We start from the raw sequence: 26,921 nt of genomic DNA, 5'->3' as shown, positions 1-26,921 counted from the left end.
GAGGGGTTACTCTGATGTCAGCACGGACATTTCCCCATTTTCCCGCCTTCGCTCGGGAACCGCGCTTCAAGGCATCGCCGGTGGAATTCGCGTTCCGTCATCGGCGTCATTTCCGGGTGTCTGACCTTCATGTGCCGGACATAATTCTGATAATCCTGCACGCCGACCATCAGGCGAAAACTCTGAGCAGTGCGTTTTATCGCCAGTTTCAGCCAGCCGGTCACATTGTGTGGTTTTGGCTGCACGGTGAACAACGGCTGACAGCGGATGACGTGTAACGCCGCAGGGCGCGCGGTTTTAAATAATGCTCTTGAATCAGACATGGCGGGCCTCGCGACGTTGTACGACAGCCGTTTCATGCACTGTCGGTGTGCTCGATTGCAGCGCGCGACGGATAACGAAGAACGCTGAAATCAGCATGGTGACCGCCACCAGCATAAAGAATCCACACAGGATGGCGTTGATCTGATTGTTCAGCACGATGGTTTGCATGTCCGCCAGCGTTTTGGCCGGTTTAATGATTTCGCCGCTGTCGATCCCGGCAGAGAATTTCTTCGCCTGCGCCAGGAATCCAATTGACGGTTTTTCGTGGAAAATCTTCTGCCAGCCCGCAGTCATCGAGGTGATAAACAGCCAGATAGTCGGCAAAATCGTGACCCAGGCGTAGCGCTGTTTCTTCATTTTGAACAGCACCACGGTGCCCAGAATCAACGCCATCGAGGCCAGCATCTGATTACCAATACCAAACAGTGGCCACAGAGTATTTATGCCGCCCAGCGGATCGACGACACCCTGATAAACGAAGAAGCCCCAGCCCGCAACCGCGACGGTGGTACCGGCGAAGGTGCCGATCCACGAACGGTTATTCGCCAGCGAAGGGACTGCGACACCCACCAGATCCTGCACCATAAAGCGGCAGGCGCGGGTACCGGCATCCACTGCGGTCAGAATAAATAAGGCTTCGAACAGGATCGCGAAGTGATACCAGAAGGCCATCATCGCGCGGCTGTTAAACACATCGGTGATGATGTGTGCCATCCCGACAGCGAAGGTTGGTGCGCCACCGGCACGGGAAAGGATTGACTGCTCGCCGACATCTTTGGCTATTTGCGTAAGAATGTCTGGCGTGATGACAAAGCCCCAGCCGTTAATCACCTGTGAAGCGCTCTCTGCCGTGGTGCCGATCAGCGCCGCCGGAGAATTCATCGCAAAATACACCCCCGGGTCGATAACCGACGCACAAATCAGCGCCATGATTGCCACGAACGACTCCATCAGCATCGCGCCGTAGCCGATAAAGCGGATATGGCTTTCGCGCTCAATCAGCTTCGGCGTTGTGCCGCTCGAGACCAGCGCATGGAAACCGGAAATCGACCCGCAGGCGATAGTGATAAACAGGAACGGGAACAGGCTGCCGGAGAATACCGGGCCGCTGCCGTCAATAAAGCGCGAAACCGCTGGCATTTTCATCTCTGGCATAGCAAAGACGATACCGACCGCCAGCCCGACAATGACGCCTATTTTCAGGAACGTCGAGAGGTAATCGCGCGGTGCCAGCAGCAGCCAGACCGGCAATACCGAGGCAATAAACCCATAGATCACCAGCACCCAGGTCAGCGTGGTGCCGTGCAGGGTAAAGAACGGTCCCCAGTAAGGATCCGCTGCGACGTTGCCGCCGTACACGATGGCGAGCATCATCAGCACGAAGCCAATCACCGACACTTCTGCAATTTTCCCCGGACGCAGAAAACGCATATAGATGCCCATAAACAGGGCAATGGGAATGGTCGCGGCAATGGTGAACAGACCCCACGGGCTATCGGCCAGCGCTTTGACGACCACTAACGCCAGCGCGGAAAGAATGATAATCATCACGCCCAGCGCGCCGAGCATGGTGATCACGCCCGCGAAACTGCCCAGTTCCTGCTTTGCCATTTCGCCCAGTGAACGGCCGTCACGACGGGTGGAGATGAACAGGATCAGGAAGTCTTGCACCGCACCGGCGAGCATCACGCCGACCAGGATCCAGATCGTGCCCGGCAGGAAACCCATTTGCGCAGCCAGTATCGGGCCGACCAGCGGACCCGCGCCTGCGATGGCGGCAAAGTGGTGGCCGAACAAAACCCATTTATTGGTCGGCACATAATCCAGCCCGTCGTTACGACGCTCGGCAGGTGTCATGCGTTTGTCATCGAGTTCGAAGACTTTTTCTGCGATAAACAGGCTGTAGAAACGGTAGGCAATGCTGTAACAGGCAACGGCAGCGACCACCAGCCACAGGGCGTTAACATGTTCGCCCCGGCTCAGGGCCAGCATTCCAAAGGCAAAAGCCCCGATTAACGCCACCACCAGCCAGGTTATCCCGGACTTGACGCTTTTCATGATGTACAACTCCTTATGAGTGGTCCGGTGATAGCCAGCCACTTTTTATGTAGAGAGTGTGATGTAGAGAGGTAAGGGTCGCATGGCCGAATGCGGTTGCGACTTTGTTGAATTACTGTTTAAAAATAATGTGTTTATACAGAAAAGTATGAAGTTAAAGATGAATTTGTGATGGGGCTGACGCTTTGCGCAGAGAAGACTGGTCGGATGACAATAAAGTTGTGGCGGGTAAGTAAAAAAGCAAAAAAACCGGCCACGGGGCCGGTTTTCCTGTCTGGTCAGTCAATTATTCAGCGGTTACTGGTTTTTCCTGACCCGGTTTGTGGTCACGCATCTGTTCCATTTTGGCCGCGCGGTTCTGGTAGTTCTCATTGAACTGTTTTTTCTGCTCTGGTGTCAGCAGGTTATACATTTTGTTCTCTGCGCGGGCACGGTCGAGCATACGATCAGACTGTGCTTTGGTAATGGTATCAATCTGCGATTTCACCTTGGCTTCATCGAAGCTGTCGGAAGCCACCAGGTTGTGCATCTGATCCATCTGGGCTTTCATCGCTGCGCGGTCAGGGCGCGCGCCGCTGTCTTTCATGATTTCTTTCATCTGCGTTTTCTGCTGCTCAGTCAGGTTCAGCGCCGCAAACGGGTTCATATGTTGCGGTCCTTTATGATGCAGCATTTTGCCGTGCGTCGCGGTCGTGGCATCAGTGGCCGGTGTGGCTGCGGTTTCAGCAGCAAATGCGAAAGAAGCAGAGCTCAAAGCCAGAGTTGAAGCCACAATCATTGCGGTAAGTTTACGCATAATTAAATTCCTCATTGGAGATTCAGGCAATTCGCCCGTTTTGTTTCGACGAAAACAAGTCTACGCAATCCAATGAATAGTAATGCGGTGTGGATGTAAAAGAGTGAAAGGCGTGGTGTTACTTTTCCAGCGATCGTGGAGAAAGTGTTTAGAAAGCGTAAGGTTGCGCGAACAGGTGTGAAGGGAAGCTCAGATAAATCTGAGTAATGCGATGAATTCACACATTACCATGGCGAATGTTTCGCCGCCATACCTCCCGGGTAAACATTGATTGCTGTTGATGAACAGTTTACTCCGGGGAAAAGCGCAAAATCAGGCATAATAGTTATCATTTGATTAACACTTCCTATAACAGTGCTGATGAATTATGACTCAATCCCGTTATGAAACGCTGGCGCGTACGTTGCGCAGACAAATTGATACGCAGGTCTGGTTGCCGGGCGACCGGCTGCCTTCCCTACGTGATACCTGCAAACAGTCTGGCCTGAGTCTGATGACGGTTTTGCAGGCCTATCAGTTGCTGGAAAGTCAGGGCGTGATTGTCGCGCGTCCGCAGTCTGGTTATTACGTGGCCGCGGGTATACAGCGGCCGGTGCGTCCATCTCCCGACGGGTATTTGCATGCTGCAGAGCAGGTGGACGTCAATGACGCCATTTTCGACATTCTCAAAGCCGGGCAAGATCCCGCCGTGGTGCCACTCGGTTCCGCGTTTCCTGATCCGACACTTTTTCCGCAGCCACGTCTGGCGCGTTCCCTGGCCAGCGCGGTGCGCCGGATGTCCCCGCACAGCGCCATTGCGAATCTGCCACCGGGTAATGAAGAACTGCGCCGCAGCATTGCACAGCGCTATGCGCAAAATGGTATTGAAGTTGCGCCCGATGAAATCGTCATTACGTCGGGTGCGATGGAGTCGCTCGGGTTAAGTTTGCAGGTGGTAACAGAGCCGGGTGACTGGGTTGCTATCGAATCGCCGGCTTTTTACGGCGTATTGCAGGCGATTGAACGGCGCAAATTAAAAGCCATCGCCATTCCGACTGACGTGCGTTACGGCATGGATCCCGATGCGCTGGAACAGGCGCTGAAACTTTATCCGATCAAAGCCTGCTGGCTGATGTCGAGTTTTCAGAACCCGCTCGGATGCAGTTTGCCGCCGGAGAAAAAAGCACGGCTGGTGAGTATTTTGCAGGGACATAAAGTGGCTCTGATCGAGGACGACGTATACAGCGAACTGTATTTTGGCAGCGAACGAACGGTGCCGCTGAAGGCGTCAGATTATCGCAGCGACATTCTGCATTGCTCATCGTTTTCGAAATCCCTCGCGCCGGGCTTTCGCGTGGGCTGGGTGGCGGCGGGGGCTTATGCTGAACGTATTCAGCGCCTGCAACTGATGAGCACGTTATCGGCCAGCGTGCCGGTTCAGCTGGCGTTAGCCGATTATCTGCAAAAGGGGGCGCAGCAGGGAGGTTACGATACCCATCTGCGACGCTTACGGCGCGTACTCGAACAACGGCAGATGGCGATGCGTCATGCGATTCTGGCGGAGTTTCCGGCGCAGGTGTCGGTGACGCAACCTGCAGGCGGCTATTTTCTGTGGCTGGATCTGGGTGACAATGTGGATGCGGCGCGGGTCTATCAGCGCGCGCTGACAAAAGGCGTCAGCGTCGCGCCCGGCACCATGTTTTCTGCCGACAAGCGCTTCAGCCATTGCATCCGTATCAATACCTCTTTCGAATGGGGGCCGCACACCGCGCGCGCCATCTCCATTCTGGCGGCGCTGGTGGCGGAAGAGATTAAAGGTTGAGGATGTTGCTCACAGATCCTGCTCACGCAGCGTCTTGCCCACATTTCCGCCCGGATGCACTTTCAGCAGGCTTTGCTGATCGAAACCGTTGCGCAGCATGATATTGCCGCACAATGCATCGAACACCGCCAGCACCAGCACGACAGACGTGGTGGCCAGCATATTGAGCGGGTCGATTTCCCGCCGGATATGCGTTTTCACCACCAGCGTGGCGGCGCGGGCAATCGCCGAATCCAGATTCTCCGTCACACTGATGATTGCCACACCTTTGGCTTTCAGCGTCGGTAACAGGCGCGTCAGCTCTTCAGAATTGCCGCCACGGGAAATCAGGATCATCAGGTCGTTGCTGCGCATAAATCCCAGGTCACCGTGGGCGGCATCGGTGGCGCTCAGATACACCGCCGGTTGCTCGACGCACGCCAGCATGTGGGCTATTTTCCGCGCGGCAATGCCCGACGTGCCGACGCCGGTGACGGCAATTTTGCCCGTGCAGCCGGTGACCAGCGTCAGTAACTGCTGCCATATATCAGCATCGAGATGATGCTGTAACGCCAGTAATTCCTGACTGTAGGTCTGCCAGCCCTGACACGCCAGGGTAAATTCTTCATCCGCATTCATTGGGTTTCCCCCTGCATCAGGCGGCGGTATTTCATGCTGTCGTGGTACATCTCATGAAATACGCGGTATTTACGGTCGTAATACTCTTTAATTTTGTTGGTTTGCGGCGTCACGGTTTTGCCGATGCGACTCATGGCGGCCATCGCTTCTGGCAAAGAGTCGTAGGCGCCCGCCGCGACGGTGCCCATCATGGCACTGCCGAGCAGCATCGCTTCGCTTTCTTCCGGCAATAACATCGCGCAGCCTGTGGCGTTGGAATGCTCCTGCACAAACACCGGGTTTTTGGTGCCGCCGCCGCTTGCCATCATGGTATCAATGCGATATCCGCTCTGATTCATGGTCTCGATAATGTGGCGGGTGCCCAGCGCCAGCGCCTGAATGGTGGCCAGATAATGCAGCGCCATGTCTTCCGGCGTACGCGAGAGTTTCAGGCCGGTCAGCGTACCGGTCAGCGTCGGGTTAGCGCGCGGTGAACGGTTGCCGTGGAAATAGGGCAGCATATGAATGTCTTTGGTCAGGAAGGCAATATTCTCCGGTTCACCGGCCATTTTTCGCAAAATGCCGTTGAGCACTTCATAGATGGTTTTGCCGCTGTCTTTGCCCTGTTTCAGTAAATCCTGATAACACGGATGCGACTGAATCACATGGTCAATCAGCGCCCCGGTAGTGGATTGTCCACCTTCGTTCAGCCAGTAATCTGGCAGAATGGCCGAATAGTATGGCCCCCAGATACCGCCGATATAACGCGCGCTGCGGGACATCGCCATATGTGCCGTGGACGTGCCACCAATCAGCGCGATGCGGTTGTCGAAATCGGCCGATTCACCGGAGGCGCCGCTGGCACCGAGAATACCGAGGCTGCCCGCGTGGGCATCGATAATGGAAACGCTGACTGCCGTGCCAGCCATCAGCCCCATTTCTGCGGCGGCGCGCTGGGTCAGACCGTGTCCGAGCGGTTCCCCCATGGTTTTCACTTCACTGCCAATTTTCGCCGCGTTGTTTTCCAGCAAATCTTCCAGCCCGATCTGACGGAAATAGCTGGGATCCCAGCGGTCTTCATGGCCGATATAGGTCCATTTACAGACGGTAGAACACAGCGAACGGGTGGTGTCCTGTGTGGCGCGCCAGGTCAGAAAATCCGGCAGGTCGAACAGGTGGCCGACGTTGTTCCAGGTGGTGGGCATATGCTGTTTCAGCCACAGCAATTTTGGCGTCTGCATTTCCGGCGAAATAATCCCGCCGACGAATTCCAGCACGCGGTGGCCGGTGGCGTTGATGCGCTCAGCCTGAGTAATGGCGCGGTGATCCATCCAGACAATAATGTTTTGCTCGCTGCGCCCGGACGGGCTGACGGTCAGCGGCTTGCCTTCTTTATCCAGCACCACCAGCGAACAGGTGGCGTCGAAACCGATACCTTTCACCTGAATCGGGTTGATGTCCGCCTGATTGACCGCGTCTTTCACGGCATTGCAAACGGACTGCCAGATCTCATCAGAAGATTGCTCAACGAAATCGGCTTTCGGGCGGTACAACGTAATCTCACGGCTGGCCTGGCCGACCATGCGGCCGGTCATGTCGAAGACGCCCGCGCGGGCGCTGCCGGTTCCTACGTCTACTCCAATAAAATAACTCGCCATGTTCTTTCCCTTCGGTAAAAAGCTTTCGCTTAAGATTTTCTGTTTTGCAGAGCGATAAACAGGATCAGGACGCCGCCCCACAGAGCCATTGTCAGGTAACTGCTGACGCCCATCAGGTTCAGGCCGCTTTCCAGCATTTGCAGCACGATCAGCGCTAGTACCAGTCCGATGACCCGCCCGAAGCCGCCGTCGGGGTTAATTCCGCCGAGCACGGAGGCCAGAATGGTTACCAGCAAATACGAGTCACCGTAGCCTGCTTTTGCCGAGTTAAATTTGGACATCATCAGCAGTGCCGCGCCCCAGCCGAGCAGGGCGGAAAGCACATACACCGCGATGGTCACTTTGTGCGTATTGACGCCACTGAAGCGCGTGGCCTGTTCGTTGGAACCCATCAGATACAAACTGCGGCCAAGCGTGGTGTGTTCGAGTAAAACCCACAACAACAGCGCCACCAGCAGGAAAAGCAGCAGGGCGACGGGAATGCCCAGCAGACTGCCATTGCTCAGATACTGAATCGCCGCCGGGAAGCCGGAAATCACCGCGCCGTTGGTCAGCAGAATATTCAGCCCGGCGATAAGTGTCATGGTGCCAAGCGTTGCCAGAATCGGCGAGACACCGATATACGCAATCAGCGCGCCGTTAAGTACGCCAATGACAACCGCGACAGCCAGACCAGCGAGCATCGCCAGCACGAAATATTGCGGCTGATCCGGATGTGCCACCAGAATGGCCGCCATGACCAGCGAACAGGCATTGGCACCGGCAATGACTGAAAGGTTGATACCGCCGGTGAGCATGGTGATGCCCATCCCCAGCGCCAGCATGCCCAGAATCGGCAACTGCGAAGAGATCGACTGGAAATTACCGACGCTGTAGAAACTGCCGCCCAGCGTGAATGAGAACAACACGGCAACGGCGACGATGATCAGCAACTGCAAACGGATGATGCGGTCGCCGGGGAAGAATCGGTTTAAGGTTGTCATGTCACATCCCCTTTGCCAGTTTGCGTTTTTCATTCCACGCGGTGCTGCTGATGCTGACCAGAATGATCACGCCGCTGAAAACCTGATGCCAGTAAGACGAAATACTCAGCAGTGTCAGACCGTTTTGCAGGAAGGCCAGCAGCATCACACCGAGAATGGTGCCGGTGAGCGAGCCGCGTCCGCCGGTCATGCTGGTGCCGCCTAAGACCACCGCCGCCAGTACCGTCAGCTCATAACCGAGCAGTGAGTTAGGTGCCACCGACTGCGTAATTTGTGCCTGCACCACGGCGGCGATACCCGCCAGCAATCCCATAAAACCGTAGACGTAAAAATGTAGCCGCAGGATGTTCAGACCGAGACGCGACGCGGCGTCACGGTTGCTGCCCATCGCGTAAATCTGACGCCCTACGCGGGTGCGGTTCATCAGCACGCCGGTGGCGATAATCACGCCCAGCAGGCTGAGCAGCGGCAGCGTCAGGCCATAGTCATAGCCGTCGGCAGCGGTAAAGGAGAACCAGTTAATGCCGTTCATAAACCAGTCAGGGAAACCGTACAGCCAGGTGCCGTTGGTCAGATACACCAGCAAACCGTAGAACAGGTTCAGCGTGGCGATGGTGATAATAATGGCCGGAACGCGCAGCCAGTAAACCAGAAAACCGTTCACCAGCCCGAGTAACAAACCGGTACCCATCGACATGGCAAACGCCAGCGGAAAGCTGCCGCCATGATGAATGATGTAACTCGCCATCACGTACTGACCGATGGAGGTGACGGCCGGGAAGGAGATGTCGATGCCACCGGCGATCAGCACCACAAACAGGCCACAGGCCAGAATACCGAGAATGGCGTAACTGGTGGCGACATCGGTCAGGTTGCCGAGCGTCATAAATTCACTGGTGCTGACACTCAGGCCAATCACCAGCAGCAGAACCAGTAATCCCAGCCAGAATTCGTGCTGAGAAAACAGTTTCGAGAGAGATTTATTATCCATTGATCGCCTCCGCAATTTGCGCTTCGCTGCTCTGGTGTGGGGCGAATTCCGCCACCAGTTCGCCTTTGCGCATCACCAGCACGCGGTGACTGTTGTAATAAGCTTCCGGGATTTCATCGCAAATCATCAGCACCGCCATGCCGGACTCCGCCAGATCACGTGCGATGCGATAAATCCCTTCTTTGTTGGCGATATCGACGCCCACCGTGGGGGAGTCGAGGATCAGGATATGCGGTTGCGTCGCCACCCATTTAGCGATAGCGATACGCTGCGCGTTGCCGCCGGACAGGGTTTTCACCGGCAGGCCGCTGTCCGACACTTTAATGTTCAGATCACGGATCAGGTCTTTCACCACTGACGCTGCTTTGCGGTGATCCATCAGCCCTGCGCGGGTGTGCAACTTGTCGAAAATCGACACCAGCGTGTTGTCGTAAATGGATTGCTCCATGATCAACCCTTGTGTCAGACGGTCTTCCGACACATAAGCAATACCGTGGCGGATGGCGTCGCGGTTGCTGTGGAATTTCACCGCATTGCCGTTAACGCGGATTTCCCCGCTGTCCGGCTGGCTCATGCCAAACAGGCTCAGACACAGCTCCGTTCGCCCTGAACCGAGCAGACCGATAATCGAGGTGATCTCGCCCTGACGCAGCGACAGCGAAATATCCTGATACTGACCTTTGCGGCTCAGGCGGCGGACTTCCAGCAGCGGCGTCACGTCTGCGGGCGCACGGTGCGGCAGATGACTGTAGGTAAAACGCTGTCCGGTCATCAGGAAGGCCAGCTCATTGCTGTCGAGTTCGCTGGCCGGATAGGTGCCGACCAGTTTGCCGTCACGCATTACGCTGATACGGTCAGCGACTTCCATCACTTCATCAAGACGGTGGCTGACAAACACCACGCAAATACCGGCGGCTTTCAGCTCATTCACCACCCGCAGCAGACCGTTTACTTCGGTGCGGGTCAGTGAGGCGGTTGGTTCATCCATGATAACCAGACTGGCGTCAGCGGCGATTGCGCGGCATATTGCCACTAACTGACGGTCTGCGATCGACAGTTTTTCGACTTTACGATCCGGGTCCAGAGAGACGCCGACGCGTTGCATCGCCGCGACCGCTTTTTTGCGCATTGCCTCGCGATGTACCCAGAAATCGCCGCCCGGTAAATAACGGTGAATAGCGATATTTTCAGCCACCGATAAATTCGGGAATAAAGATAAATCCTGATAAATAACCTGAATGCCGTAATAAGAAGAAAGTTGTGGCGTCAGGGTATGAAATAATTTCCCGTCGAGGGTAATTGCCGCCCCTTTTTCCGGCTGATAGACCCCGGAAATGACTTTAATAATGGTGCTCTTGCCGCAGCCATTCTGACCCGCGAGGCAATGCACTTCGCCTTTATTCAGCGTCAGGCTGACATTATCCAGCGCTAATACGCCGGGGAATTTTTTACTGATTTTTTCGAGGCTGATAAAGGCCTCAGCAGGGGCAGGGGACGTGCGCGAACTGGACGACGGAGTGAGAGTATTCATCACATTATCCTTACAACATACCCTTCATACTTCGCGCTGTGGATGCGTTGGCTGCACTCGCTCACCCGAATCACTTACTTATGTAAGCTCATCGGGATTCACTCATTTGCCGCCTTCCCACAACTCGAATTATTTAGGGTATAAGTTTTCAATGTCTGATTAGAAATTCAGATACGGCACAGCATACGACGCCGTATCTGTTTCTATTTGCCTGGTGTGGCGCTGGAGATAAATTTATCTCCGGTAAATATCCGGTAAATAAAAGCATTAAAAAGTTAAATCAGAAGCCAAGTGATTTCGCATTCTCTGGTGTGACTTCCAGAATTTTATTAAAGCGGATCACATGCTTATCCATATCCACATCAGCTTTGCCCAGCCCGTCAATGCTCAGATCTTTAGTCACTTCTTTACCCTGCAACATCTGGTCAGCAACGGTGACTAAGGCGTAACCGGCATCTTTCGGATCCCACAACAGCACTTTCTTAATATCGCCACGCATCAGATAAGGCGCGGCCTGAGCTGGCATAGCGATACCGACAACGGCAATTTTATTTTTCGCACGTTTCTGCTGAACGGCCTGACCGGCACCGATCGGGCCGAGCGAACCGAAACCGATAATCCCTTTCAGGTCAGGGTAGGTTTTCATTAAATCGAGCGTCGTGGAGTAAGACTTATCGATGTTTTCTGCGACCGGCAGGCGTGAAGTGACTTCATGCATGTCCGGGTATTTTTCTTTCTGATATTTAATGGCGGCATCAGCCCACGCGTTATGCAATGGCACGGTCAGGGAACCGACATAAATCGCATAACCGCCTTTGCCGCCCATATCTTTCGCCAGCTCGTCCATATTGGCTTCGGCATATTTCTGGCTGTCGATGGTTTCGATATCCCACTGACCAATCTGCTGATCGGGAGATTCATGTGTTAACACCACGATGCCCTGATCACGGGCTTTTTTCAGCACCGGCTCCAGCACTTTGGCGTCGTTCGGTACCACGATAATGGCGTCGACTTTTTTGGCGATCAAATCTTCAATCACTTTGACCTGCTGTGCCGGATCCGGCGTGGATGCGCCTACCTGATAGGCGTTGACATCCAGTTTCTGCGCGGCTTCTTTTACGCCGACTTCCATGCGGGTGAACCAGGGAATACCGGTGACTTTAGCGACGACGGCAATGTCATAGGGTTTGGCGGCGAACGACGGTGTTGTGAATAACATGCATGCTGAAACCACACATGCACTGACTAATGCGAGGTTAAATTTCATGTCTGTACCTTTCTTATGAGGTTCTGTTTTGGTGTAGGGAACGGGTGGTGGTTATTTATTCCACATTCAGAGATTAACTTAAGGGGAAAGCTGTTTTCGCGTGGTCGTGAACGGAATGTGATCAAAGCCCTAAAATGTTAAATTAAGTGGTTTTATGTGTAAAAATTAAGTTAATTAAAAACATAAAAACCATCATAACCTGGGATTTTATAAATGTTACCGATAACAATTAAACAAAAAAATACCTAATATTTAACAATTAAGAAACATTAGAAAGTAATAACGGTCTTTTTTCTGAAAGAAAGACCGCGTGGTTTTTTTTATTTGCACAGACTGTGAGCAGCGTCACGGGACGCGGGTGCGCCAAAATCGTGCGCTGTTGCACCTTTATCTGGCATTGCTCTGCATTGAAGCGCGGGTGATCCGCGCCGGATCACAATCCTGCATAAAACATTCCACCCGAAATCAAAATATTTCCCTGCATACTCATTCTTGTGCCCTCGTTGCTGCAAAAGGGGATTTTTTCTTTTATTCATTTTTTATGCAATTAAAGTGAATAACAGGCGATATTAAGTGGTTGTTTTTTCTCGATGTCATTTTTTTTATTCACTTTTTTCCTTTGCTGGCATGAAGACTGCAATCTATGATGAGACTGAGTGAAATCATTTGTTAACTTTTAAATAACAAATTAGTAACTGCCATTTCTCGCCAGCGCGATTGCCCGCTAAATGTGCAAAAACATCGGAACCCGGTGCACTTCCTGTCTGTATGGGGGACGGGGGTGTGCACCCTGAAATCAGCGAAAAAGAGGTTTATATGGAACACCAACAGCAACCACAAAACGTCAGCCGCCAGAACTTTGATGACTGGATGGTGCCGGTTTATGCCCCGGCGGCGTTTATTCCTGTGCGTGGCGAAGGATCCTGGCTGTGGGATCAGACGGGTAAAGATTATGTCGATTTCGCAGGCGGGATTGCCGTGAATGCGCTGGGACATGCGCATCCGGAAATTCGTAAAACCCTGCATGAACAGGCGGATAAAGTCTGGCATCTGGGCAACGGTTACACCAACGAACCGGTGCTGCGTCTGGCGAAGCAACTGATCGACGCCACCTTTGCGGACAAAGTGTTTTTCTGTAACTCCGGCGCGGAAGCCAACGAAGCGGCGCTGAAACTGGCCAGGTTGTACGGTAATAAATCCGGCGGCGAAAAGAATGAAATCATCGCCTTCAAAAACGCGTTCCACGGCCGCACGCTGTTTACGGTGACGACCGGCGGTCAGCCGAAATATTCAGAAGATTTCGCGCCTTTACCGCAGGCGATTACCCATCTGCCGTTTAACGATCTGGCCGCCGTTGCCAGCCAGATTTCTTCCCGCACCTGTGCCGTGATTGTCGAACCGATCCAGGGCGAAGGCGGTGTGGTGCCGGCAGAGGCCGGATTCCTGCAAGGTCTGCGCGAACTGTGTGACAAACATCAGGCTGTGTTGATTTTCGATGAAGTACAGACCGGCGTCGGGCGTACCGGCGAGCTGTATGCGTATCAGCATTACGGCGTGGTGCCGGACATTCTGACCAGCGCCAAAGCGCTGGGCGGCGGTTTCCCGATTGGCGCGATGCTGACCACTGACCGCTATGCTGCGTTATTCCAGCCGGGCACACACGGTACCACTTACGGCGGTAACCCGCTGGCGACGGCGGTGGCGGGCAAGGTCTTTGAGCTGATTAACACGCCGGAGGTGTTGTCCGGTGTGCAAAAGCGTCATCAGTGGTTTGCCGATGGCCTGAAACGCATCAATGACCGTTATAAGGTGTTCAGCGAAGTGCGCGGGCAGGGGCTGCTGATCGGCGCTGTGATGAGCGAACGGTATAAAGATCAGGCCAAACAGCTGAACACACTGGCGGCAGAAGAAGGACTGATCGCCCTGATTGCCGGGCCAAACGTGCTGCGCTTTGCGCCATCACTGATTATTCCGGGCGCGGATATTGAAGAAGGGCTGAACCGCCTTGAGCGGGCTGTCGCGCGCCTGTGCGTGTGATTCTTTGGGATAAATGAGGTAGAGCATCATGATGTTGATTCGACCTGTGCGGCCCGGCGATCTCGCCGATATCCTGCAGTTGTCAGGCAAAACCGGCATCGGTTTAACGTCTTTGCCCAAGGATGAAGCGCATTTACGCGGGCGCATTGAGCGCTCAGTGGCGACCTGGGAAGGTCGCCTGGAAAAAGGCGAACAGGGCTATCTGTTCGTGCTCGAAGACACCGAACAGCAAAAAGTTGTCGGCGTCAGCGCTATTGAAGTGGCGGTCGGGCTGAGTGAGCCGTGGTACAACTTCCGCCTCGGCACGCTGGTGCACGCCTCCAAAAGCCTGAATATTTATAAGCCGGTGCCGACGCTGTTTCTGAGTAACGATCACACCGGTTATACCGAACTTTGCACGCTGTTCCTCGATCCGGACTGCCGTCACGGCAAAAACGGGCAACTGTTGTCGAAGGTCCGTTTCCTGTTTCTGGCGGCATTTCGTGAGTATTTCTCCCGCAAGGTAATTGCGGAGATGCGCGGCATGTCTGACGACAGCGGCCATTCCCCGTTCTGGGACAGTGTCGGGCGTCATTTTTTTGGTATGGAATTCGCCGAAGCTGACCGTCTGACCGGCATGGGACAGAAATCCTTTATTGCCGAACTGATGCCAAAGCATCCTTTATATACCGAATTGCTCAGCCATGAGGCCCGTGAAGTGATCGGCGAAGTACATCCGCAAACCGCCCCGGCGCGTGCCGTACTTGAAGGTGAAGGGCTGCGTTACGAAGGTTATGTGGATATCTTCGATGCCGGTCCGACGCTCGAAGGTGAAATCGATCAGTTACGCGCCGTCAAAGAAAGCCGTCTGTTACCGGTGCGGCTGGCGGAACACCGCAGCGGTCGTGATGAGCCGCTGTACCTGGTGGCCAACGAGCAATATCAGCATTTCCGCGCCCTGCTGGTGCCGGGCGGAGATTCAGCAGATTCGCTGACGCTTAATTCCCGCGAGGCTGACATGCTTGGCCTGCGCGAGGGCGATACCCTGCGCGCGGTGGCGCTTTTCCCCGGCGATAAACCGGCTCCTGCAACCCCTATTCTCAAAAAGGAAAGTCTCGCATGATGCAACCTGCACTTTTTATTCAGGGCCAGTGGCGCAGCGGACAAGGCGCGCAACTGAACAAAACCAATCCGGCAGATAATACATTGTTGTGGTCGGCACTGAGCGCCAATGCGGAAGATGTCGATGCTGCCTGTACAGCCGCCCGCACGGCATTTCCCGCCTGGGCACGTAAAACCGTTGCCGAACGCGCCGAAGTGATTCAACGTTTTGCGGATTTGCTGACGGAACATAAAGCACGGCTGGCGGAAATTATCAGTCTGGAAACCAGCAAACCGCGCTGGGAAACGCTGACCGAGATTCAGGCGATGATCGGCAAAGTGTCGATTTCACTGGAAGCCAACCAGCAACGCACTGGCGAGAAACACACCGCCATGCCCGACGGTGAAGCCGTGCTGCGCCACCGGCCGCATGGCGTGCTGGCGGTTTTTGGTCCGTATAATTTCCCCGGACATCTGCCGAACGGCCATATCGTTCCGGCCTTGCTGGCGGGCAACACGCTGGTGTTTAAACCGAGCGAACTGACGCCCAAAACTGCCGAGGAAACGGTGAAATTGTGGCAACAGGCCGGGCTGCCGGAAGGCGTACTGAATCTGGTACAAGGCGGTCGCAGCACCGGTGAGGCGCTGGCGGCCTGCGGCAATATCGACGGGTTGCTGTTTACCGGCAGCGCGGGCACCGGCTATCAGTTGCACCGCCAGCTCGCCGGTCAGCCTGAAAAAATTCTGGCGCTGGAAATGGGCGGCAACAACGCGCTGATTGTCGAGCCGGTAGAAGATATTGATGCAGCGGTTAATCTGACTATTCAGTCGGCGTTTATTTCTGCCGGACAGCGTTGTACCTGTGCGCGCCGTCTGCTGGTGAAAGAGGGCGCGGCAGGTGATGCATTTATCGCGCGTTTGCTCGATGTCACCATGCAACTGCGCGTGGGCGGCTGGAACGATGATCCGCAGCCGTTTATGGGCGGTGTGATTTCTGACGTGGCGGCACGCAATATGCTCAAAGCACAGGACGAACTGCTGGCGCTGGGCGGTAAACCTCTGCTGTTGCTGACGCGCCCGGATCCGCTCAATACCCTGCTGACGCCGGGGATTATCGATCTGACCGGTGTGGCGGGCATTCCCGATGAAGAATACTTCGGCCCGTTGCTGAGCATTTACCGTTACAGCGATTTCGATAATGCCGTCGCCCTCGCCAATCAGACCCGTTTCGGGCTGGCCACCGGGCTTATCTCTGCTGAGCGCTCTCAGTTTGAGCAGCTATTATTGGAAGCAAGGGCGGGCATTGTGAACTGGAACAAACCGCTGACCGGTGCATCGAGCAACGCGCCTTTTGGTGGCATCGGTGCTTCAGGCAATCACCGTCCAAGTGCTTATTATGCGGCGGATTATTGTGCCTGGCCGATGGCCTCGCTGGAAACAGACAAGCTGGAACTCCCTGCGACGCTGTCGCCTGGTATTGATTTCCGTACAACCTGAGGAGACAGCAATGTCTGGATGTGAAGCAAATTTTGACGGCTTAGTCGGGCCGACGCACCATTACGCGGGGCTGTCGTTTGGCAATGAAGCCTCGACTAAAAACCAGAATGCGGTGGCGAACCCGCGTCTGGCGGCAAAACAGGGCTTGCTGAAAATGAAATCGCTGGCCGATCTCGGTTTTGCGCAGGGGATTTTGCCGCCGCATGAACGTCCGCATCTGAGCACATTGCGCAAAATGGGTTTTGGTGGCAGCGATCGCGAAGTGCTGACTAAAGCGCAGGCTTATTCGCCGCGTTTGCTGTCGTCACTGAGTTCGGCGTCTTCCATGTGGGTGGCGAATGCGGCCACGGTGTCGCCTTCGGCAGACAGTGCAGACGGGCGTGTGCATTTCACAGTTGCCAACCTGAATAATAAATTTCACCGGGCCATTGAGGCAGAAACCACGTCTGCCATTTTACGCGCGACCTTCCATGCCGATAAATATTTTGCCCATCACGATGCGCTGCCACAGGTGGCGGCGCTGGGGGATGAGGGCGCGGCGAATCATAACCGGTTATGCGGTGAGTACGATAAACCCGGCGTACAGGTGTTTGTTTACGGACGCGACGGGCTGGCGACCGGCGACAACGAACCGGTGCGTTATCCGGCACGTCAGACCCGTTTAGCCAGTGATGCCGTAGCGCGTTTGCATCAGCTTGATGAAAAACGCACGGTGTTTATTCAGCAAAATCCGCAAGCCATCGACAGCGGCGTTTTTCATAACGACGTCATTTCTGTCAGCAACGGCAACGTGCTTTTCCATCACGAGCAGGCGTTTGTGAATTCAGGCAAAGCGCTGGAGGAAATTCGTCGCAAAATGGCGGCGCTTGAGCTGGATTTCCACCCGATTGAAGTGCCGCGGTCAAAAGTGTCTCTCGACGATGCGGTCGCGACGTATCTGTTTAACAGCCAGCTTCTGACCAAATCCGACGGCAAAATGATGCTGGTGGTGCCGGAAGAGTCCCGCCAGCACACCGGCGTCTGGGCGTATCTTTCAGCACTGAAAGACAGCGGTGGCCCGGTTGATCAGATTGAAGTGTTTGATCTGCGTGAAAGCATGCGCAACGGCGGTGGCCCGGCGTGTTTACGCCTGCGTGTCGCGCTCAACCGCAACGAACTTAATGCAATCAATGTGGCTTCGCTGATGAGTGACAGTCAGTTCACGCGGCTCAATACCTGGGTGGACACGCATTATCGTGACCGGATGCAGGCCAAAGATCTGGCCGATCCACAGCTTCTGACCGAAGTGCGTACTGCGCTCGACGCACTGACCAATATTCTCGGGCTGGGTGCGATTTATCCGTTCCAGCGCTGAGCCATCACAGGAGTGAAAGTATGTTTGATTTACTGGCGACGACGCTTGCCGGTGATGCGGTGAAAGAACCTGCCGGACAAACCGAAACGCTGGACTGGCAATGGCGTGGTGAAGGCATTCTCGAGCTTTCACCGCGGCAGCCCTGCGAGGCGGCGGTGGTGATTTCCGCCGGTATTCACGGTAATGAAACTGCGCCGGTTGAACTGCTCAATCAACTGGTCAGCGAGCTGCTGTCTGGCGAAAGGCTGTTGCGGGTCCGGCTGCTGGTGTTACTGGGCAATCCGCCGTCAATGCGTGTCAATAAGCGGTTTGTGGAGGCTGACATGAACCGCATGTTCGGCGGGCGTCATGCGCGTTATACACCGAATGATGAAACCCGCCGGGCACAGGAACTCGAACAGGTGATGGCGTTGTTTTACCGCAGTGCCACGGCGGCGGGAACCACGCAGCGATTCCACTATGATTTGCACACGGCGATCCGCGGATCAAAACACGTGCGCTTCGGGCTGCTGCCTTTACAAAGTCGTCCGAAAAGCGAAGCGATGCTCGCCTGGCTCAACGCCGCCGGGCTGGATGCGCTGGTGCATCACCGATCGCCGGGCGGTACTTTTACGCATTTCAGCAGCGACGTTTTTCAGGCCGACAGTTGCACGCTGGAACTGGGCAAAGCGCTGCCGTTCGGCAGTAACGATCACGCGCAGTTCACCGGTATCCGCCGCGCGCTGCAAACGCTGGTGAGTGGCGAACCGATGCCTGCCCGTGACGCCGCCGCACCGCTGGTGCATTACCGTGTGGTGCAGGATGTGATCCGGTCACAGGAAGATTTCGAGTTATTTGTCCCGGCAGATGCCCTGAATTTTACGGCGTTCAGGCAGGGTTTTGTCATTGCTAAAGAAAGCGGTAAAACCTACAAGGTTGAAGCAGAGGAAGAAGTCGTGTTATTCCCGAATCCGAATGTGGCGCTGGGGTTAAGGGCAGGGCTGATGCTGATGAAAATCTGATGAGTAAAAGCACCGCAGTAGCTGCAAAACCCCCTCCCAACCTCCCCCTTCGCAGGGGGAGGAGCAGGGCAAAAACCCGCTTACGGTGCGCGCAGAGTAGAACGCGATCAGCTCCCTCCCCTGCGAAGGGGAGGGTCGGGGTGGGGTATTAATGGCATCTCAGCCACAACTCATTCCCTTTATCGGGATGCGTTGCACCAAAAGAAAAAGGGTCCTGATTTTCATCAGGACCCTTTTTCTTTAATTTGGCGGTGAGAGAGGGGTTCGAACCCTCGATACGATTTCTCGTATACACACTTTCCAGGCGTGCTCCTTCAGCCACTCAGACACCTCACCGTGTTCGTTACAGCGCGCGCGTTGCAACGGGGCGCTACTATAGGGAGACCGCCGCGAAGGGTCAAGAAAATTTTCAGCGTTTTGTGTCAGGCGCTCAGAGTCTGTTCGCCGGGAGAATGCCGTGGCTGGCGGATTTTGAAAGCGTCCAAAAACAAAAAAGGCTCTGATTTTCATCAGAACCTTTTTTGTTTAATGTGGTGGAGAGAGAGGGGTTCGAACCCTCGATACGATTGCTCATATACACACTTTCCAGGCGTGCTCCTTCAGCCACTCAGACACCTCTCCAGTCGCCGGCTGCACCGCAGTGCTGCTGACCGGCGCTAATGTAGGGAAAAGTCGCCTCACCGTCAACACTCTTTTGCAGGTTCCATGCCGTTTAGACAAACTTAGAGCAATCTGATGATTTAAAGAGCAAAAAATGCGTTAAGGATGAACAGCCGGTATCTGGTTGCAGGGCGTGATTAAAATTGCTTATCAGAATGCATAAATAAGTAGAATTTTTGCATGAAAGCACAATTATCCCGCAAACACTTTTTGTTACGGCTAAATAGCAAGATATGTTGTGGTAATCATTCATGGTAGCGGTATAACAATGCACTCTGAAAAAATGCTTCGCATAAGAACTGTACAAGTCATCCTTTGAAGCAGGGTTATTTATCACATAAGGGCAGGGGTTATTCTTGAGTCAGTCAAATAACGCGACCGCGTCGCAACACCGGACGGCAATTCCTGCCGGAGCGGGCACATTATTCTTCGTTCAGACATTCGCAACGCTCGGCTTTGCGGTGCTGTATTCCACGCTGGTCCTGTACGCCACCAAAAAACTCGGTTTCAGTGAAGATAACGCCAACGCCATCATGGGCGTGTTCGGCGCATTCAACTACGGGCTGCATATGTTCGGCGGCTACCTTGGCGGGCGTTATCTCAGCAACCGTAATCTGTTCGTGCTCGGCATGGTGTTGCAGGTCTTTGGCTGTGCGCTGATTGCGCTGGAAGGTGTGACCGGGTTGTACTGGGGATTAGCCATGTTCCTGACCGGCAGCGGACTGAATGTGACCTGTCTGAATATGATGCTGACCCAGCGTTTTGCACCGGACGATGACCGCCGTGAATCGGCTTTCCTGTGGAATTATGCCGGGATGAACCTGGGCTTCTTTATAGGTTTTGCGGTCGCCGGTTATTTCCAGCTCAGTGAAAACTACCGCGCGCTGTTCCTGTTCGCCACGTTAGGGAATGTCGCGGCGATTGTGGTGACACTTTCCCGCTGGTCGATTCTGGCCGATATCAGCACGCCGCTGAAAGAGGCCAGCCGCAGCCAGTTACTGCGCCGGATGGCGGTCGGTATTGCCATCCTGATTGTACTGGTGCCGGTTATCCGCATGTTGCTGACCCACGCAGAATTCAGCAGTTATTTTGTGGTCGCGCTGGGCATTGTGATTTTCGCATTAATGGCGCTGGTCACTTTTCGCCATCGCGATGCGGATGAACGCCGCCGCATGAAGGCGTATCTGCTGCTGGCGCTGGGTTCGTTAGTGTTCTGGACACTGTATCAGCTGGCACCCATGGGGCTGATGCTGTTCTCTGAAAACAACATCAACCTGAATGTATATGGTATCCGCGTGGCACCGCAGTGGATCCAGAACATAAATACCGTGGTTATCGTGATCGGTGGGCCGCTGATGGCACTGTGGTTCAACCGCCTGCGTCAGCGCGGCTGGAACATCGATATTCCGGCGCAGTTCTCCGCATCCCTGTTCTGTATGGGGCTGGGCATGCTGGTGCTGCCGTTGGGTATTCATCTGGCGGGCGGCGACGGCCTGGTGGCGTTTAAATGGATTGCCCTCAGCTATCTGCTGCAAAGCATCGGCGAACTGCTGATTTCACCGATCGGTTACGCGATGATCGGCAAGCTGGCACCGCCGCGTTATCAGGGTGTGATGATGGGCTTCTGGATGATGGTCACCGGCGTGGCGTCGGTGCTGGCCAGTTACATTTCCGGGCTGATGCCGCAGAACGCGGGCAGTACGCCAGCGCTGACCAATCCGGGCTACAGTCAGGTGTTTAATGCGCTGGGCTGGGGTTCCGTTATCACGGGTGTGGTGCTGCTGGTGCTTATCCCGCTGCTGCGCCGGATGATCCACCGTGAGCCGGTTGCCGCCTGATTTATTCGCAGTCTCCGTCACTCACTTCACAAGCCCCGAATTCCGGGGCTTGTTCTTTTTTACGCCACAGGGTTGCATCCCGATGATATTCAGGGAAATCTATCTGTTCACAGGAGGCTTCCCCGATGAACATTATTTTTTACCACCCTACATCTGATGCAAAACCCTGGATTGACGGAATAACAAAAAGATTACCGCAGGCCAACGTGCGTGCGTGGAAGGCGAATGATCAGGACCCGGCGGATTACGCGCTGGTCTGGCGGCCACCGCATGCCATGCTCGCGCCGCGCACGATGCTGAAAGGTATTTTCGCGCTGGGGGCGGGAGTGGATGCCATCCTGACACAGGAACAGCGTCAGCCGGGCACATTGCCCGCTGGCGTACCGTTGCTGCGCCTGGAAGATACCGGCATGGCGTTGCAGATGCAGGAATATGCGCTGGCGACGGTATTACGTTATTTCCGCCGGATGGATGAATATCAGCTGTTCCAGCAACAAAAACAATGGCGCCCGCTTGCTCCGCATTCACGCAGTGAATTCATCATCGGTATTCTTGGTGCCGGTGTGCTCGGCAGCAGCGTGGCGAAAGCACTGGTGGATATGCAATTCACCGTGCGTAGCTGGAGCCGCAGCGCCAAGTCGCAGGAAGGCGTAGAGAGTTTCTATGGTGACGATCAGCTGGCGGCGTTTGCCAGCGGCTGCAAAGTGCTGATCAATCTGTTACCCAACACGCCGCATACCGCCGGTGTTCTCAATCATAAACTGTTCACAAATCTTTCGCATAATGCGTACCTGATTAACCTTGGTCGTGGCGGACATCTGGTGGAAGGCGATTTGCTGCGTGCGCTCGATAGCGGGCAGATTGCCGCTGCCACGCTCGACGTTTTCGTTGAAGAACCGTTGCCGGGCATGCACCCGTTCTGGTCGCATCCGCGGGTCAGCATTACGCCTCACGTCGGTGCGGATACGCTGCCGGAAGAAGCGATGAACAGCATCGTCAGCAACATTCTGGCGATAGAGGCAGGGCGCGAGCCAACGGGACGTGTCGATCCCGGCCGGGGTTACTGATATTCATCTGCTAACATTATAAATGCTGCGGTTATGTTGCCGCAGCGGAATACTTTCAAGGAGAGTACATGCCTTACCCGGTTGATTTACATATGCATACCGTTGCCAGCACCCACGCCTACAGCACGTTACATGATTACATTGATGAAGCCGCCGAAAAGGGCATTAAGCTGTTTGCCATCACTGATCATGGTCCTGATATGGCTGATGCGCCGCACTACTGGCATTTTATGAATATGCGGGTCTGGCCGCGTCTGGTGAACGGCATCGGTATTCTGCGTGGCATCGAGTCGAATATTAAAAACATTCATGGTGATATCGACTGTACCGGCCCGATGCTCAAAGAAATCGACGTGATTATTGCCGGTTTCCATGAGCCGGTGATGCAGCCCGTCGATAAAGAAACCCATACCGCTGCGATGATTGCAGCGATGGCGGGCGGTGAAGTGCATATTATTTCGCACCCGGGTAACCCGAAATACCCGATTGATATTCCTGCTGTGGCGGCGGCTGCCGCGAAATATAACGTCGCGCTGGAGCTGAATAACTCATCGTTTATTCATTCACGTGCGGGCAGCGAGCCAAATTGCCGTGCTATTGCGCTGGCAGTAAAAGAAGCCGGTGGCTGGCTGGCGCTGGGGTCAGATTCGCACATCGCTTATTCACTCGGGGGCTTTGAACACTGCGAACGTATCCTGCGTGAAATTGATTTTCCGCAAGACCGTATTCTTAATGTCAGCCCGCGTCGTTTCCTCGATTTTCTCGAGGCCCGGGGTCGTGCGCCCATTGCTGAATTAAGCGAACTGTGACATTGTCGCGACCAAATTGCGGGGGATTAACCCTTTTCATTATCTGATCAGGTTACTGTTATGAATGAATTTTCGATTGTCTGCCGCGTGCTGGGCACGTTGTTTTACCGTCAGCCGCAGGATCCGTTGCTGGTTCCGCTGTTTGGCCTGATTCAGGACGGAAAGCTGCGTGAACACTGGCCGCTGGAGCAAGATGCGTTGCTGATCCGCTTGCAGGAAAGTGCCAATCCGCAAGCGCTGGCCGCTGAATTTAACCGTCTGTTTGTCGGTTCAGAATGTGCGGTATCGCCGTTCCGCAGTGATTATGTTGACGGTGCAAATGAAATGGATGTGCGCACATTCCTGCAACAGCGCGGTATGCCGCTGGGCGAGACGCCTGCTGATCATTTCGGTGCCATGTTACTGGCCGCCTCCTGGCTGGAAGATCAGTCGCAGGAAGATGAAGTCAGCGCGCAAATTACGCTGTTTGATGACTACCTGTTCCCGTGGTGCGGTAAATTCCTCGGTAAAGTGGAAGCCCATGCCACCAGCGGTTTCTACCGCACGCTGTCTGAAATCAGCCGCGAAGCCTTGCAGGCGATGCGCGACGAACTGGAAGAGCAACTGCCGCCGGATCTGGATGACGCGGAAGAAGACGACCAGTAAGCCTGAACACAGCATGTAAAAAGCCCGGCGGTGAGTCATCACGCCGGGCTTTCTTATTATCGATTTACTCAGACTAATCAGTAAAAGGTATCACCAACTGACCCGGTTTCACTTCAATTCCTTTCGCCAGTTTCTTCGCCATCGCTTCACCTTTGCTGTGATCGCCATTGAGCACATAAGCCGGACGCTGGTTGAAATAGGTGTTCAGCGAATTGTTCAGATAAGGCATCAGGCCTTTCATCACGTTGTCCATTTTCTCAGGCTTGATGGTGTAATCCACCACCTGCATATCCCGCAGGAAAATGGCGCCTTTCTCGCGATCATAAGTTGGATGCGCTTTCAGGGTCAGGCGCATATCGGCTTTCTGCGGGCCGAACAGTGAGGATACATCGACATGGGCGTCGCCGGTCAGCGTCACGATACCGGGTTCAGCCCGGCCAATCTGGCTGCTGAGATTGGTCAGCACCAGTTTTGCATCCACCAGTCCCGGAACACCCAACTGTTTTTCAAAGTTGTTGTTCTTTTGCAGGTAATCATTCACCTGCTGCTCACTGATGGTGTACTGCGTCAGTTGATTACAGCCTGCCAGTAAGCTGGCACACATCAGTACTGCGGCACCCAGAAATCGCTTTGTCATTCTTCCCTCATTACGTAAAAACTATTTCGTCAGCATGACCGTAAAGCATCATGGCTCCAATCAGACAACGCTGATTAGCCTAAGTGCTGAAGGGAGGGAATAAAAGGGAAAATTGCCGGAAGCGGACTTCCGGCAAAAAGTATAACGGGCTTAGCTTGCGAGACGGGAGAGAAGATTTACCTGAGTCTGTTTCGCCATATTATCGCGGTAGGCCTGAACCCGTGAAGGCCAGTCGATGCCTTGCACAATCGACAGCGAACGCAGCAACGGCCAGAGATTAATGTCATCTTCGGAAAGCTCGCCGTTCACCGCATTCGGCTCGACGATCAGTTTGTCGAGTGCGCGCAAATCCTGACTGATTTTCTTCACCAGACCTTCGGAATGTTGCAGATGCTCCTGAAAACTGCCGCTGGCAGCCTGCTTTTTATCGGCGAAGTATTTACGGGCTTCCGGCGTGGAGAATTCTTCCAGTGGTGCGGTGGCAAAACGCGGCAACAACAGACGCCCGGTATATTCAGAAACCTGACGTAACCACGCGGCAACAGACGCGTTCAGCGGGCCGGTCAGCAGCGGTTTACCGTCACTTTTGTCGATGTAATGCACGATATCCATACTTTCCGGCATGAAGCCGCCATCCTCTTTTTGCAGGACAGGCACCATCTTTTTACCCACCATTGAAATGGGCGTTTTTTCATCGTCGTTGAGCAGCACCTTGATCTCAACCGGGATGTTCTTCAAACCGAAAATCATGCGGGCTTTCACGCAGAAAGGGCAATGTTCGTAAACGTAAAGTCTCATAGTACGTAGCTCCTGTTATCGCCGGCGGTGACCTGTAGGGTGCATGAAAACTGCCGGATGTAGGTTCGGATTTTGTCTAACGCTATGATTCAGTATGGGTATAGATGGATGTGAGATCAAACCGCATTCCCTGGAACGCGGTTTCCATCAGGGTACTGCATAAGAAATTACGGAAGATCAACCGCCGCTGAGCATGGCCGGTTCGATGCGGCGCAGGTTGAACTGCCAGTACAAACCGGTGAGGGTGATGAAGCCAACGACGCCGAGTAATAACCACGGCAATTCAGGCAGTTCGAGCGCACGGCCGGTGTCGTACATCCAGCCGCCACCGGTATAACCGATGACGCCGCCCAGAGCCAGTCCCAGACGGCTGAAGCCCATGTAGCTGCCGCGTGCGCGGGCGTCGGCCAGAGATGCCCCCAGGGTTTCACGCGCCGGTTCGGCGATGATCGAACCAATGTAGAAAAAGCCAATCAGCAACAATAACGGATTGATTGAGGTAACCAGCCCGACCGGCAGCAGGCTCAGTGTCATGATCAGCAGACCGAACATCAGGCGCTGTTCAAGACGGAAACGTTTTTCGCTCCAGCGGGCAATCGGATACAACAGCGTCAGCGACAGTACGGCTTCAATGGCGTACATCCATTTCACCGCCGACGGGCTGCCCGCGACATCATTGACCGCAATCGGCAACATCAGCATCACCTGCACGGTCAGCATGTAATAGCCAGTCAGCGTCAGTACGTAGGCCAGAAAACGGCGGTCGCGCAGCACGCGCATCATGCCTTCGCGCATAGGGGTGCGCAGGGTGGAAATGCGGTAAGCCGGTAACAGCCAGGCGTTGCAGGCCGCGGCCAGACAAAAGATTGCGGCTCCGGTCCAGCAGACGTAATGGAAATCATATTGCAGCAGCCAGCTACCGATCAGTGCGCCAATGACGGCACCCGCGCTGTCCTGCATCATCATCAGGGAGAAGAAGCGGCTGCGCTCGTGCGGACGGGTCAGTTTTATGACCAGCGCGGTACGCGGCGGATCAAACAACGTGCCGCCAAGACCGGAGAGAATACACGAACAGACCAGGATCCACGGTTGATCGGCCATCGCCATCGTGGCAAAGCCCGCTGCGCGCAATAACATGCCGGTGATAATCATGGGTTTCGCCCCAAACCGGTCAGCAATCGCCCCGCCAAAAATGCCCAGTCCCTGTTGCGTAAGCTGACGAACGCCGAGTGCCAGGCCGACGGCCATTGCCGCCCAGCCAAGCTGATCGACAAATCGGATCGAGATCAACGGAAAAACCACGAAAAAGCCTAAAATAACCAGCGCGTTGTCTAATAACAGAAAATACTTACCCAAGCTCCGAGCTTGTGATACCAGAGACATGCTTCACCATGAGCGATTATATGTATCCTGTCCGGCAGATACAGAAAGGAGAAAAGACCGTTCCAGTCTGAACCGGAAACAGGCATTTAGATAGGGCGCTATTGATAAT

General features: G+C 54.5%; 24 protein-coding genes and 2 tRNA genes. 11 read left to right on the top strand and 15 right to left on the bottom strand.

The genetic code is table 11. The features are described from left to right. Window positions 1–17 precede the first annotated feature (17 nt). The 3 genes from EX31_RS17460 to spy all read right to left on the bottom strand — a co-directional run bounded on the left by EX31_RS17460 (window position 18) and on the right by spy (window position 3,178). Entirely contained in the window at window positions 18–323 is a 306-nt protein-coding gene (locus EX31_RS17460; RefSeq protein ID WP_013574995.1) for a YbdD/YjiX family protein, read from the bottom strand. After that, the gene (locus EX31_RS17455) at window positions 316–2,382 is read right to left on the bottom strand and encodes a carbon starvation CstA family protein (RefSeq protein ID WP_013574996.1); all 2,067 of its coding nucleotides are present in this window, start codon (window positions 2,380–2,382) and stop codon (window positions 316–318) included. The genes EX31_RS17460 and EX31_RS17455 overlap by 8 nt, the downstream gene beginning before the upstream one ends. A 286-nt stretch (window positions 2,383–2,668) precedes the next feature. Beyond that, window positions 2,669–3,178 carry an ATP-independent periplasmic protein-refolding chaperone Spy gene (gene spy, locus EX31_RS17450; RefSeq protein ID WP_037035864.1) on the bottom strand — a complete coding sequence of 170 codons (510 nt, stop codon included), beginning with the start codon at window positions 3,176–3,178 and terminating at the stop codon, window positions 2,669–2,671. A 367-nt stretch (window positions 3,179–3,545) separates the two neighbouring features. Between spy and EX31_RS17445 the strand changes: the two genes are divergently transcribed. Next, entirely contained in the window at window positions 3,546–4,979 is a 1,434-nt protein-coding gene (locus EX31_RS17445) for an aminotransferase-like domain-containing protein (RefSeq protein ID WP_015689659.1), read from the top strand. A gap of 9 nt (window positions 4,980–4,988) precedes the next feature. Here EX31_RS17445 and EX31_RS17440 read toward each other — a convergent pair whose 3' ends face one another. From EX31_RS17440 to EX31_RS17415, 6 genes are all read right to left on the bottom strand, one after another. Beyond that, complete coding sequence (locus EX31_RS17440) at window positions 4,989–5,597, bottom strand: KpsF/GutQ family sugar-phosphate isomerase (protein WP_013574999.1); 609 nt, start codon at window positions 5,595–5,597, stop codon at window positions 4,989–4,991. Next, complete coding sequence (locus EX31_RS17435; RefSeq protein ID WP_013575000.1) at window positions 5,594–7,234, bottom strand: FGGY-family carbohydrate kinase; 1,641 nt, start codon at window positions 7,232–7,234, stop codon at window positions 5,594–5,596. The genes EX31_RS17440 and EX31_RS17435 overlap by 4 nt, the downstream gene beginning before the upstream one ends. Window positions 7,235–7,263: 29 nt before the next feature. Beyond that, window positions 7,264–8,217, bottom strand: a complete 954-nt coding sequence (locus EX31_RS17430; protein WP_013575001.1) for an ABC transporter permease — start codon at window positions 8,215–8,217, stop codon at window positions 7,264–7,266. Between the two features lies 1 nt (window position 8,218). After that, complete coding sequence (locus EX31_RS17425) at window positions 8,219–9,208, bottom strand: ABC transporter permease (protein ID WP_013575002.1); 990 nt, start codon at window positions 9,206–9,208, stop codon at window positions 8,219–8,221. Further along, window positions 9,201–10,739 carry a sugar ABC transporter ATP-binding protein gene (locus EX31_RS17420; protein ID WP_051931094.1) on the bottom strand — a complete coding sequence of 513 codons (1,539 nt, stop codon included), beginning with the start codon at window positions 10,737–10,739 and terminating at the stop codon, window positions 9,201–9,203. Before EX31_RS17420 ends, EX31_RS17425 begins: the two co-directional genes overlap by 8 nt. A 280-nt stretch (window positions 10,740–11,019) precedes the next feature. Beyond that, entirely contained in the window at window positions 11,020–12,006 is a 987-nt protein-coding gene (locus tag EX31_RS17415) for an autoinducer 2 ABC transporter substrate-binding protein (protein WP_013575004.1), read from the bottom strand. A 358-nt stretch (window positions 12,007–12,364) separates the two neighbouring features. Here EX31_RS17415 and EX31_RS26080 point away from each other — a divergent pair, with 358 nt between their 5' ends. The 6 genes from EX31_RS26080 (at window position 12,365) to astE (ending at window position 18,975) form a co-directional block, all read left to right on the top strand. Next, on the top strand, window positions 12,365–12,562 hold the full coding sequence (locus EX31_RS26080) for a hypothetical protein (RefSeq protein ID WP_126124174.1): 198 nt from the start codon (window positions 12,365–12,367) through the stop codon (window positions 12,560–12,562). A gap of 260 nt (window positions 12,563–12,822) precedes the next feature. Next, entirely contained in the window at window positions 12,823–14,043 is a 1,221-nt protein-coding gene (locus tag EX31_RS17410; protein ID WP_015689662.1) for an aspartate aminotransferase family protein, read from the top strand. Window positions 14,044–14,071: 28 nt separating this feature from the next. Next, a complete protein-coding gene (gene astA / locus EX31_RS17405; RefSeq protein ID WP_013575006.1) occupies window positions 14,072–15,145 on the top strand; it encodes an arginine N-succinyltransferase in 1,074 nt (357 codons plus the stop codon). Next, window positions 15,142–16,620, top strand: coding sequence for a succinylglutamate-semialdehyde dehydrogenase (astD, locus tag EX31_RS17400; protein WP_013575007.1), 1,479 nt, complete (start codon window positions 15,142–15,144; stop codon window positions 16,618–16,620). The genes astA and astD overlap by 4 nt, the downstream gene beginning before the upstream one ends. Window positions 16,621–16,630: 10 nt before the next feature. Further along, the gene (astB, locus tag EX31_RS17395; RefSeq protein ID WP_037035860.1) at window positions 16,631–17,974 is read left to right on the top strand and encodes an N-succinylarginine dihydrolase; all 1,344 of its coding nucleotides are present in this window, start codon (window positions 16,631–16,633) and stop codon (window positions 17,972–17,974) included. 20 nt (window positions 17,975–17,994) lie between these two features. Beyond that, window positions 17,995–18,975, top strand: a complete 981-nt coding sequence (gene astE / locus EX31_RS17390) for a succinylglutamate desuccinylase (RefSeq protein WP_037035859.1) — start codon at window positions 17,995–17,997, stop codon at window positions 18,973–18,975. 246 nt (window positions 18,976–19,221) lie between these two features. On the opposite strand, the gene EX31_RS17385 is transcribed toward astE, so the two are convergent. The 3 genes from EX31_RS17385 to EX31_RS17380 all read right to left on the bottom strand — a co-directional run bounded on the left by EX31_RS17385 (window position 19,222) and on the right by EX31_RS17380 (window position 19,596). Then, window positions 19,222–19,311 (bottom strand) — tRNA-Ser (locus tag EX31_RS17385). 94 nt (window positions 19,312–19,405) lie between these two features. Continuing rightward, the gene (locus EX31_RS26075; RefSeq protein ID WP_156106989.1) at window positions 19,406–19,549 is read right to left on the bottom strand and encodes a hypothetical protein; all 144 of its coding nucleotides are present in this window, start codon (window positions 19,547–19,549) and stop codon (window positions 19,406–19,408) included. Then, window positions 19,507–19,596: transfer RNA gene (locus EX31_RS17380), tRNA-Ser, on the bottom strand. Before EX31_RS17380 ends, EX31_RS26075 begins: the two co-directional genes overlap by 43 nt. A gap of 395 nt (window positions 19,597–19,991) precedes the next feature. Between EX31_RS17380 and EX31_RS17375 the strand changes: the two genes are divergently transcribed. The 4 genes from EX31_RS17375 (at window position 19,992) to EX31_RS17360 (ending at window position 23,994) form a co-directional block, all read left to right on the top strand. Continuing rightward, window positions 19,992–21,473: a peptide MFS transporter gene (locus EX31_RS17375; protein WP_037035858.1), complete on the top strand. Its 1,482-nt coding sequence runs from the start codon at window positions 19,992–19,994 to the stop codon at window positions 21,471–21,473. A gap of 125 nt (window positions 21,474–21,598) precedes the next feature. Then, entirely contained in the window at window positions 21,599–22,540 is a 942-nt protein-coding gene (gene ghrA, locus EX31_RS17370; protein WP_037035856.1) for a glyoxylate/hydroxypyruvate reductase GhrA, read from the top strand. A gap of 68 nt (window positions 22,541–22,608) precedes the next feature. Continuing rightward, window positions 22,609–23,349, top strand: a complete 741-nt coding sequence (locus tag EX31_RS17365) for a phosphatase (protein WP_013575012.1) — start codon at window positions 22,609–22,611, stop codon at window positions 23,347–23,349. Window positions 23,350–23,409: 60 nt separating this feature from the next. Further along, window positions 23,410–23,994 carry a TorD/DmsD family molecular chaperone gene (locus EX31_RS17360; RefSeq protein WP_013575013.1) on the top strand — a complete coding sequence of 195 codons (585 nt, stop codon included), beginning with the start codon at window positions 23,410–23,412 and terminating at the stop codon, window positions 23,992–23,994. A 73-nt stretch (window positions 23,995–24,067) separates the two neighbouring features. On the opposite strand, the gene EX31_RS17355 is transcribed toward EX31_RS17360, so the two are convergent. From EX31_RS17355 to mdtH, 3 genes are all read right to left on the bottom strand, one after another. Next, window positions 24,068–24,631: a lipoprotein gene (locus EX31_RS17355; protein WP_013575014.1), complete on the bottom strand. Its 564-nt coding sequence runs from the start codon at window positions 24,629–24,631 to the stop codon at window positions 24,068–24,070. 150 nt (window positions 24,632–24,781) lie between these two features. Next, the gene (gene grxB / locus EX31_RS17350; protein WP_013575015.1) at window positions 24,782–25,429 is read right to left on the bottom strand and encodes a glutaredoxin 2; all 648 of its coding nucleotides are present in this window, start codon (window positions 25,427–25,429) and stop codon (window positions 24,782–24,784) included. Window positions 25,430–25,606: 177 nt separating this feature from the next. Continuing rightward, on the bottom strand, window positions 25,607–26,812 hold the full coding sequence (mdtH, locus tag EX31_RS17345; protein WP_037035854.1) for a multidrug efflux MFS transporter MdtH: 1,206 nt from the start codon (window positions 26,810–26,812) through the stop codon (window positions 25,607–25,609). Window positions 26,813–26,921: the final 109 nt, after the last annotated feature.

The sequence above is a fragment of the Rahnella sp. WP5 genome, from assembly GCF_000745615.1.
Taxonomy (GTDB): Bacteria; Pseudomonadota; Gammaproteobacteria; order Enterobacterales; family Enterobacteriaceae; genus Rahnella; species Rahnella aceris.
The sequence above is the reverse complement of the archived record's forward strand: the minus strand, read 5'-3'. Positions and strand labels throughout refer to the sequence as shown.

Bases quoted from the DNA above. Each gene is read 5' to 3' on its own strand.
- EX31_RS17360 (WP_013575013.1), top strand. From the start codon at position 23,410: ATGAATGAATTTTCGATTGTCTGCCGCGTGCTGGGCACGTTGTTTTAC.
- EX31_RS17430 (WP_013575001.1), bottom strand. From the start codon at position 8,217: ATGACAACCTTAAACCGATTCTTCCCCGGCGACCGCATCATCCGTTTG.
- grxB (WP_013575015.1), bottom strand. From the start codon at position 25,429: ATGAGACTTTACGTTTACGAACATTGCCCTTTCTGCGTGAAAGCCCGC.
- EX31_RS17355 (WP_013575014.1), bottom strand. From the start codon at position 24,631: ATGACAAAGCGATTTCTGGGTGCCGCAGTACTGATGTGTGCCAGCTTA.
- EX31_RS17415 (WP_013575004.1), bottom strand. From the start codon at position 12,006: ATGAAATTTAACCTCGCATTAGTCAGTGCATGTGTGGTTTCAGCATGC.
- EX31_RS26075 (WP_156106989.1), bottom strand. From the start codon at position 19,549: ATGAGCAATCGTATCGAGGGTTCGAACCCCTCTCTCTCCACCACATTA.
- mdtH (WP_037035854.1), bottom strand. From the start codon at position 26,812: ATGTCTCTGGTATCACAAGCTCGGAGCTTGGGTAAGTATTTTCTGTTA.
- EX31_RS17425 (WP_013575002.1), bottom strand. From the start codon at position 9,208: ATGGATAATAAATCTCTCTCGAAACTGTTTTCTCAGCACGAATTCTGG.
- EX31_RS17410 (WP_015689662.1), top strand. From the start codon at position 12,823: ATGGAACACCAACAGCAACCACAAAACGTCAGCCGCCAGAACTTTGAT.
- astB (WP_037035860.1), top strand. From the start codon at position 16,631: ATGTCTGGATGTGAAGCAAATTTTGACGGCTTAGTCGGGCCGACGCAC.
- ghrA (WP_037035856.1), top strand. From the start codon at position 21,599: ATGAACATTATTTTTTACCACCCTACATCTGATGCAAAACCCTGGATT.
- astA (WP_013575006.1), top strand. From the start codon at position 14,072: ATGATGTTGATTCGACCTGTGCGGCCCGGCGATCTCGCCGATATCCTG.
- EX31_RS17460 (WP_013574995.1), bottom strand. From the start codon at position 323: ATGTCTGATTCAAGAGCATTATTTAAAACCGCGCGCCCTGCGGCGTTA.
- spy (WP_037035864.1), bottom strand. From the start codon at position 3,178: ATGCGTAAACTTACCGCAATGATTGTGGCTTCAACTCTGGCTTTGAGC.
- EX31_RS17420 (WP_051931094.1), bottom strand. From the start codon at position 10,739: ATGAATACTCTCACTCCGTCGTCCAGTTCGCGCACGTCCCCTGCCCCT.
- EX31_RS17445 (WP_015689659.1), top strand. From the start codon at position 3,546: ATGACTCAATCCCGTTATGAAACGCTGGCGCGTACGTTGCGCAGACAA.
- EX31_RS17455 (WP_013574996.1), bottom strand. From the start codon at position 2,382: ATGAAAAGCGTCAAGTCCGGGATAACCTGGCTGGTGGTGGCGTTAATC.
- EX31_RS17365 (WP_013575012.1), top strand. From the start codon at position 22,609: ATGCCTTACCCGGTTGATTTACATATGCATACCGTTGCCAGCACCCAC.
- astD (WP_013575007.1), top strand. From the start codon at position 15,142: ATGATGCAACCTGCACTTTTTATTCAGGGCCAGTGGCGCAGCGGACAA.
- EX31_RS17440 (WP_013574999.1), bottom strand. From the start codon at position 5,597: ATGAATGCGGATGAAGAATTTACCCTGGCGTGTCAGGGCTGGCAGACC.
- astE (WP_037035859.1), top strand. From the start codon at position 17,995: ATGTTTGATTTACTGGCGACGACGCTTGCCGGTGATGCGGTGAAAGAA.
- EX31_RS17435 (WP_013575000.1), bottom strand. From the start codon at position 7,234: ATGGCGAGTTATTTTATTGGAGTAGACGTAGGAACCGGCAGCGCCCGC.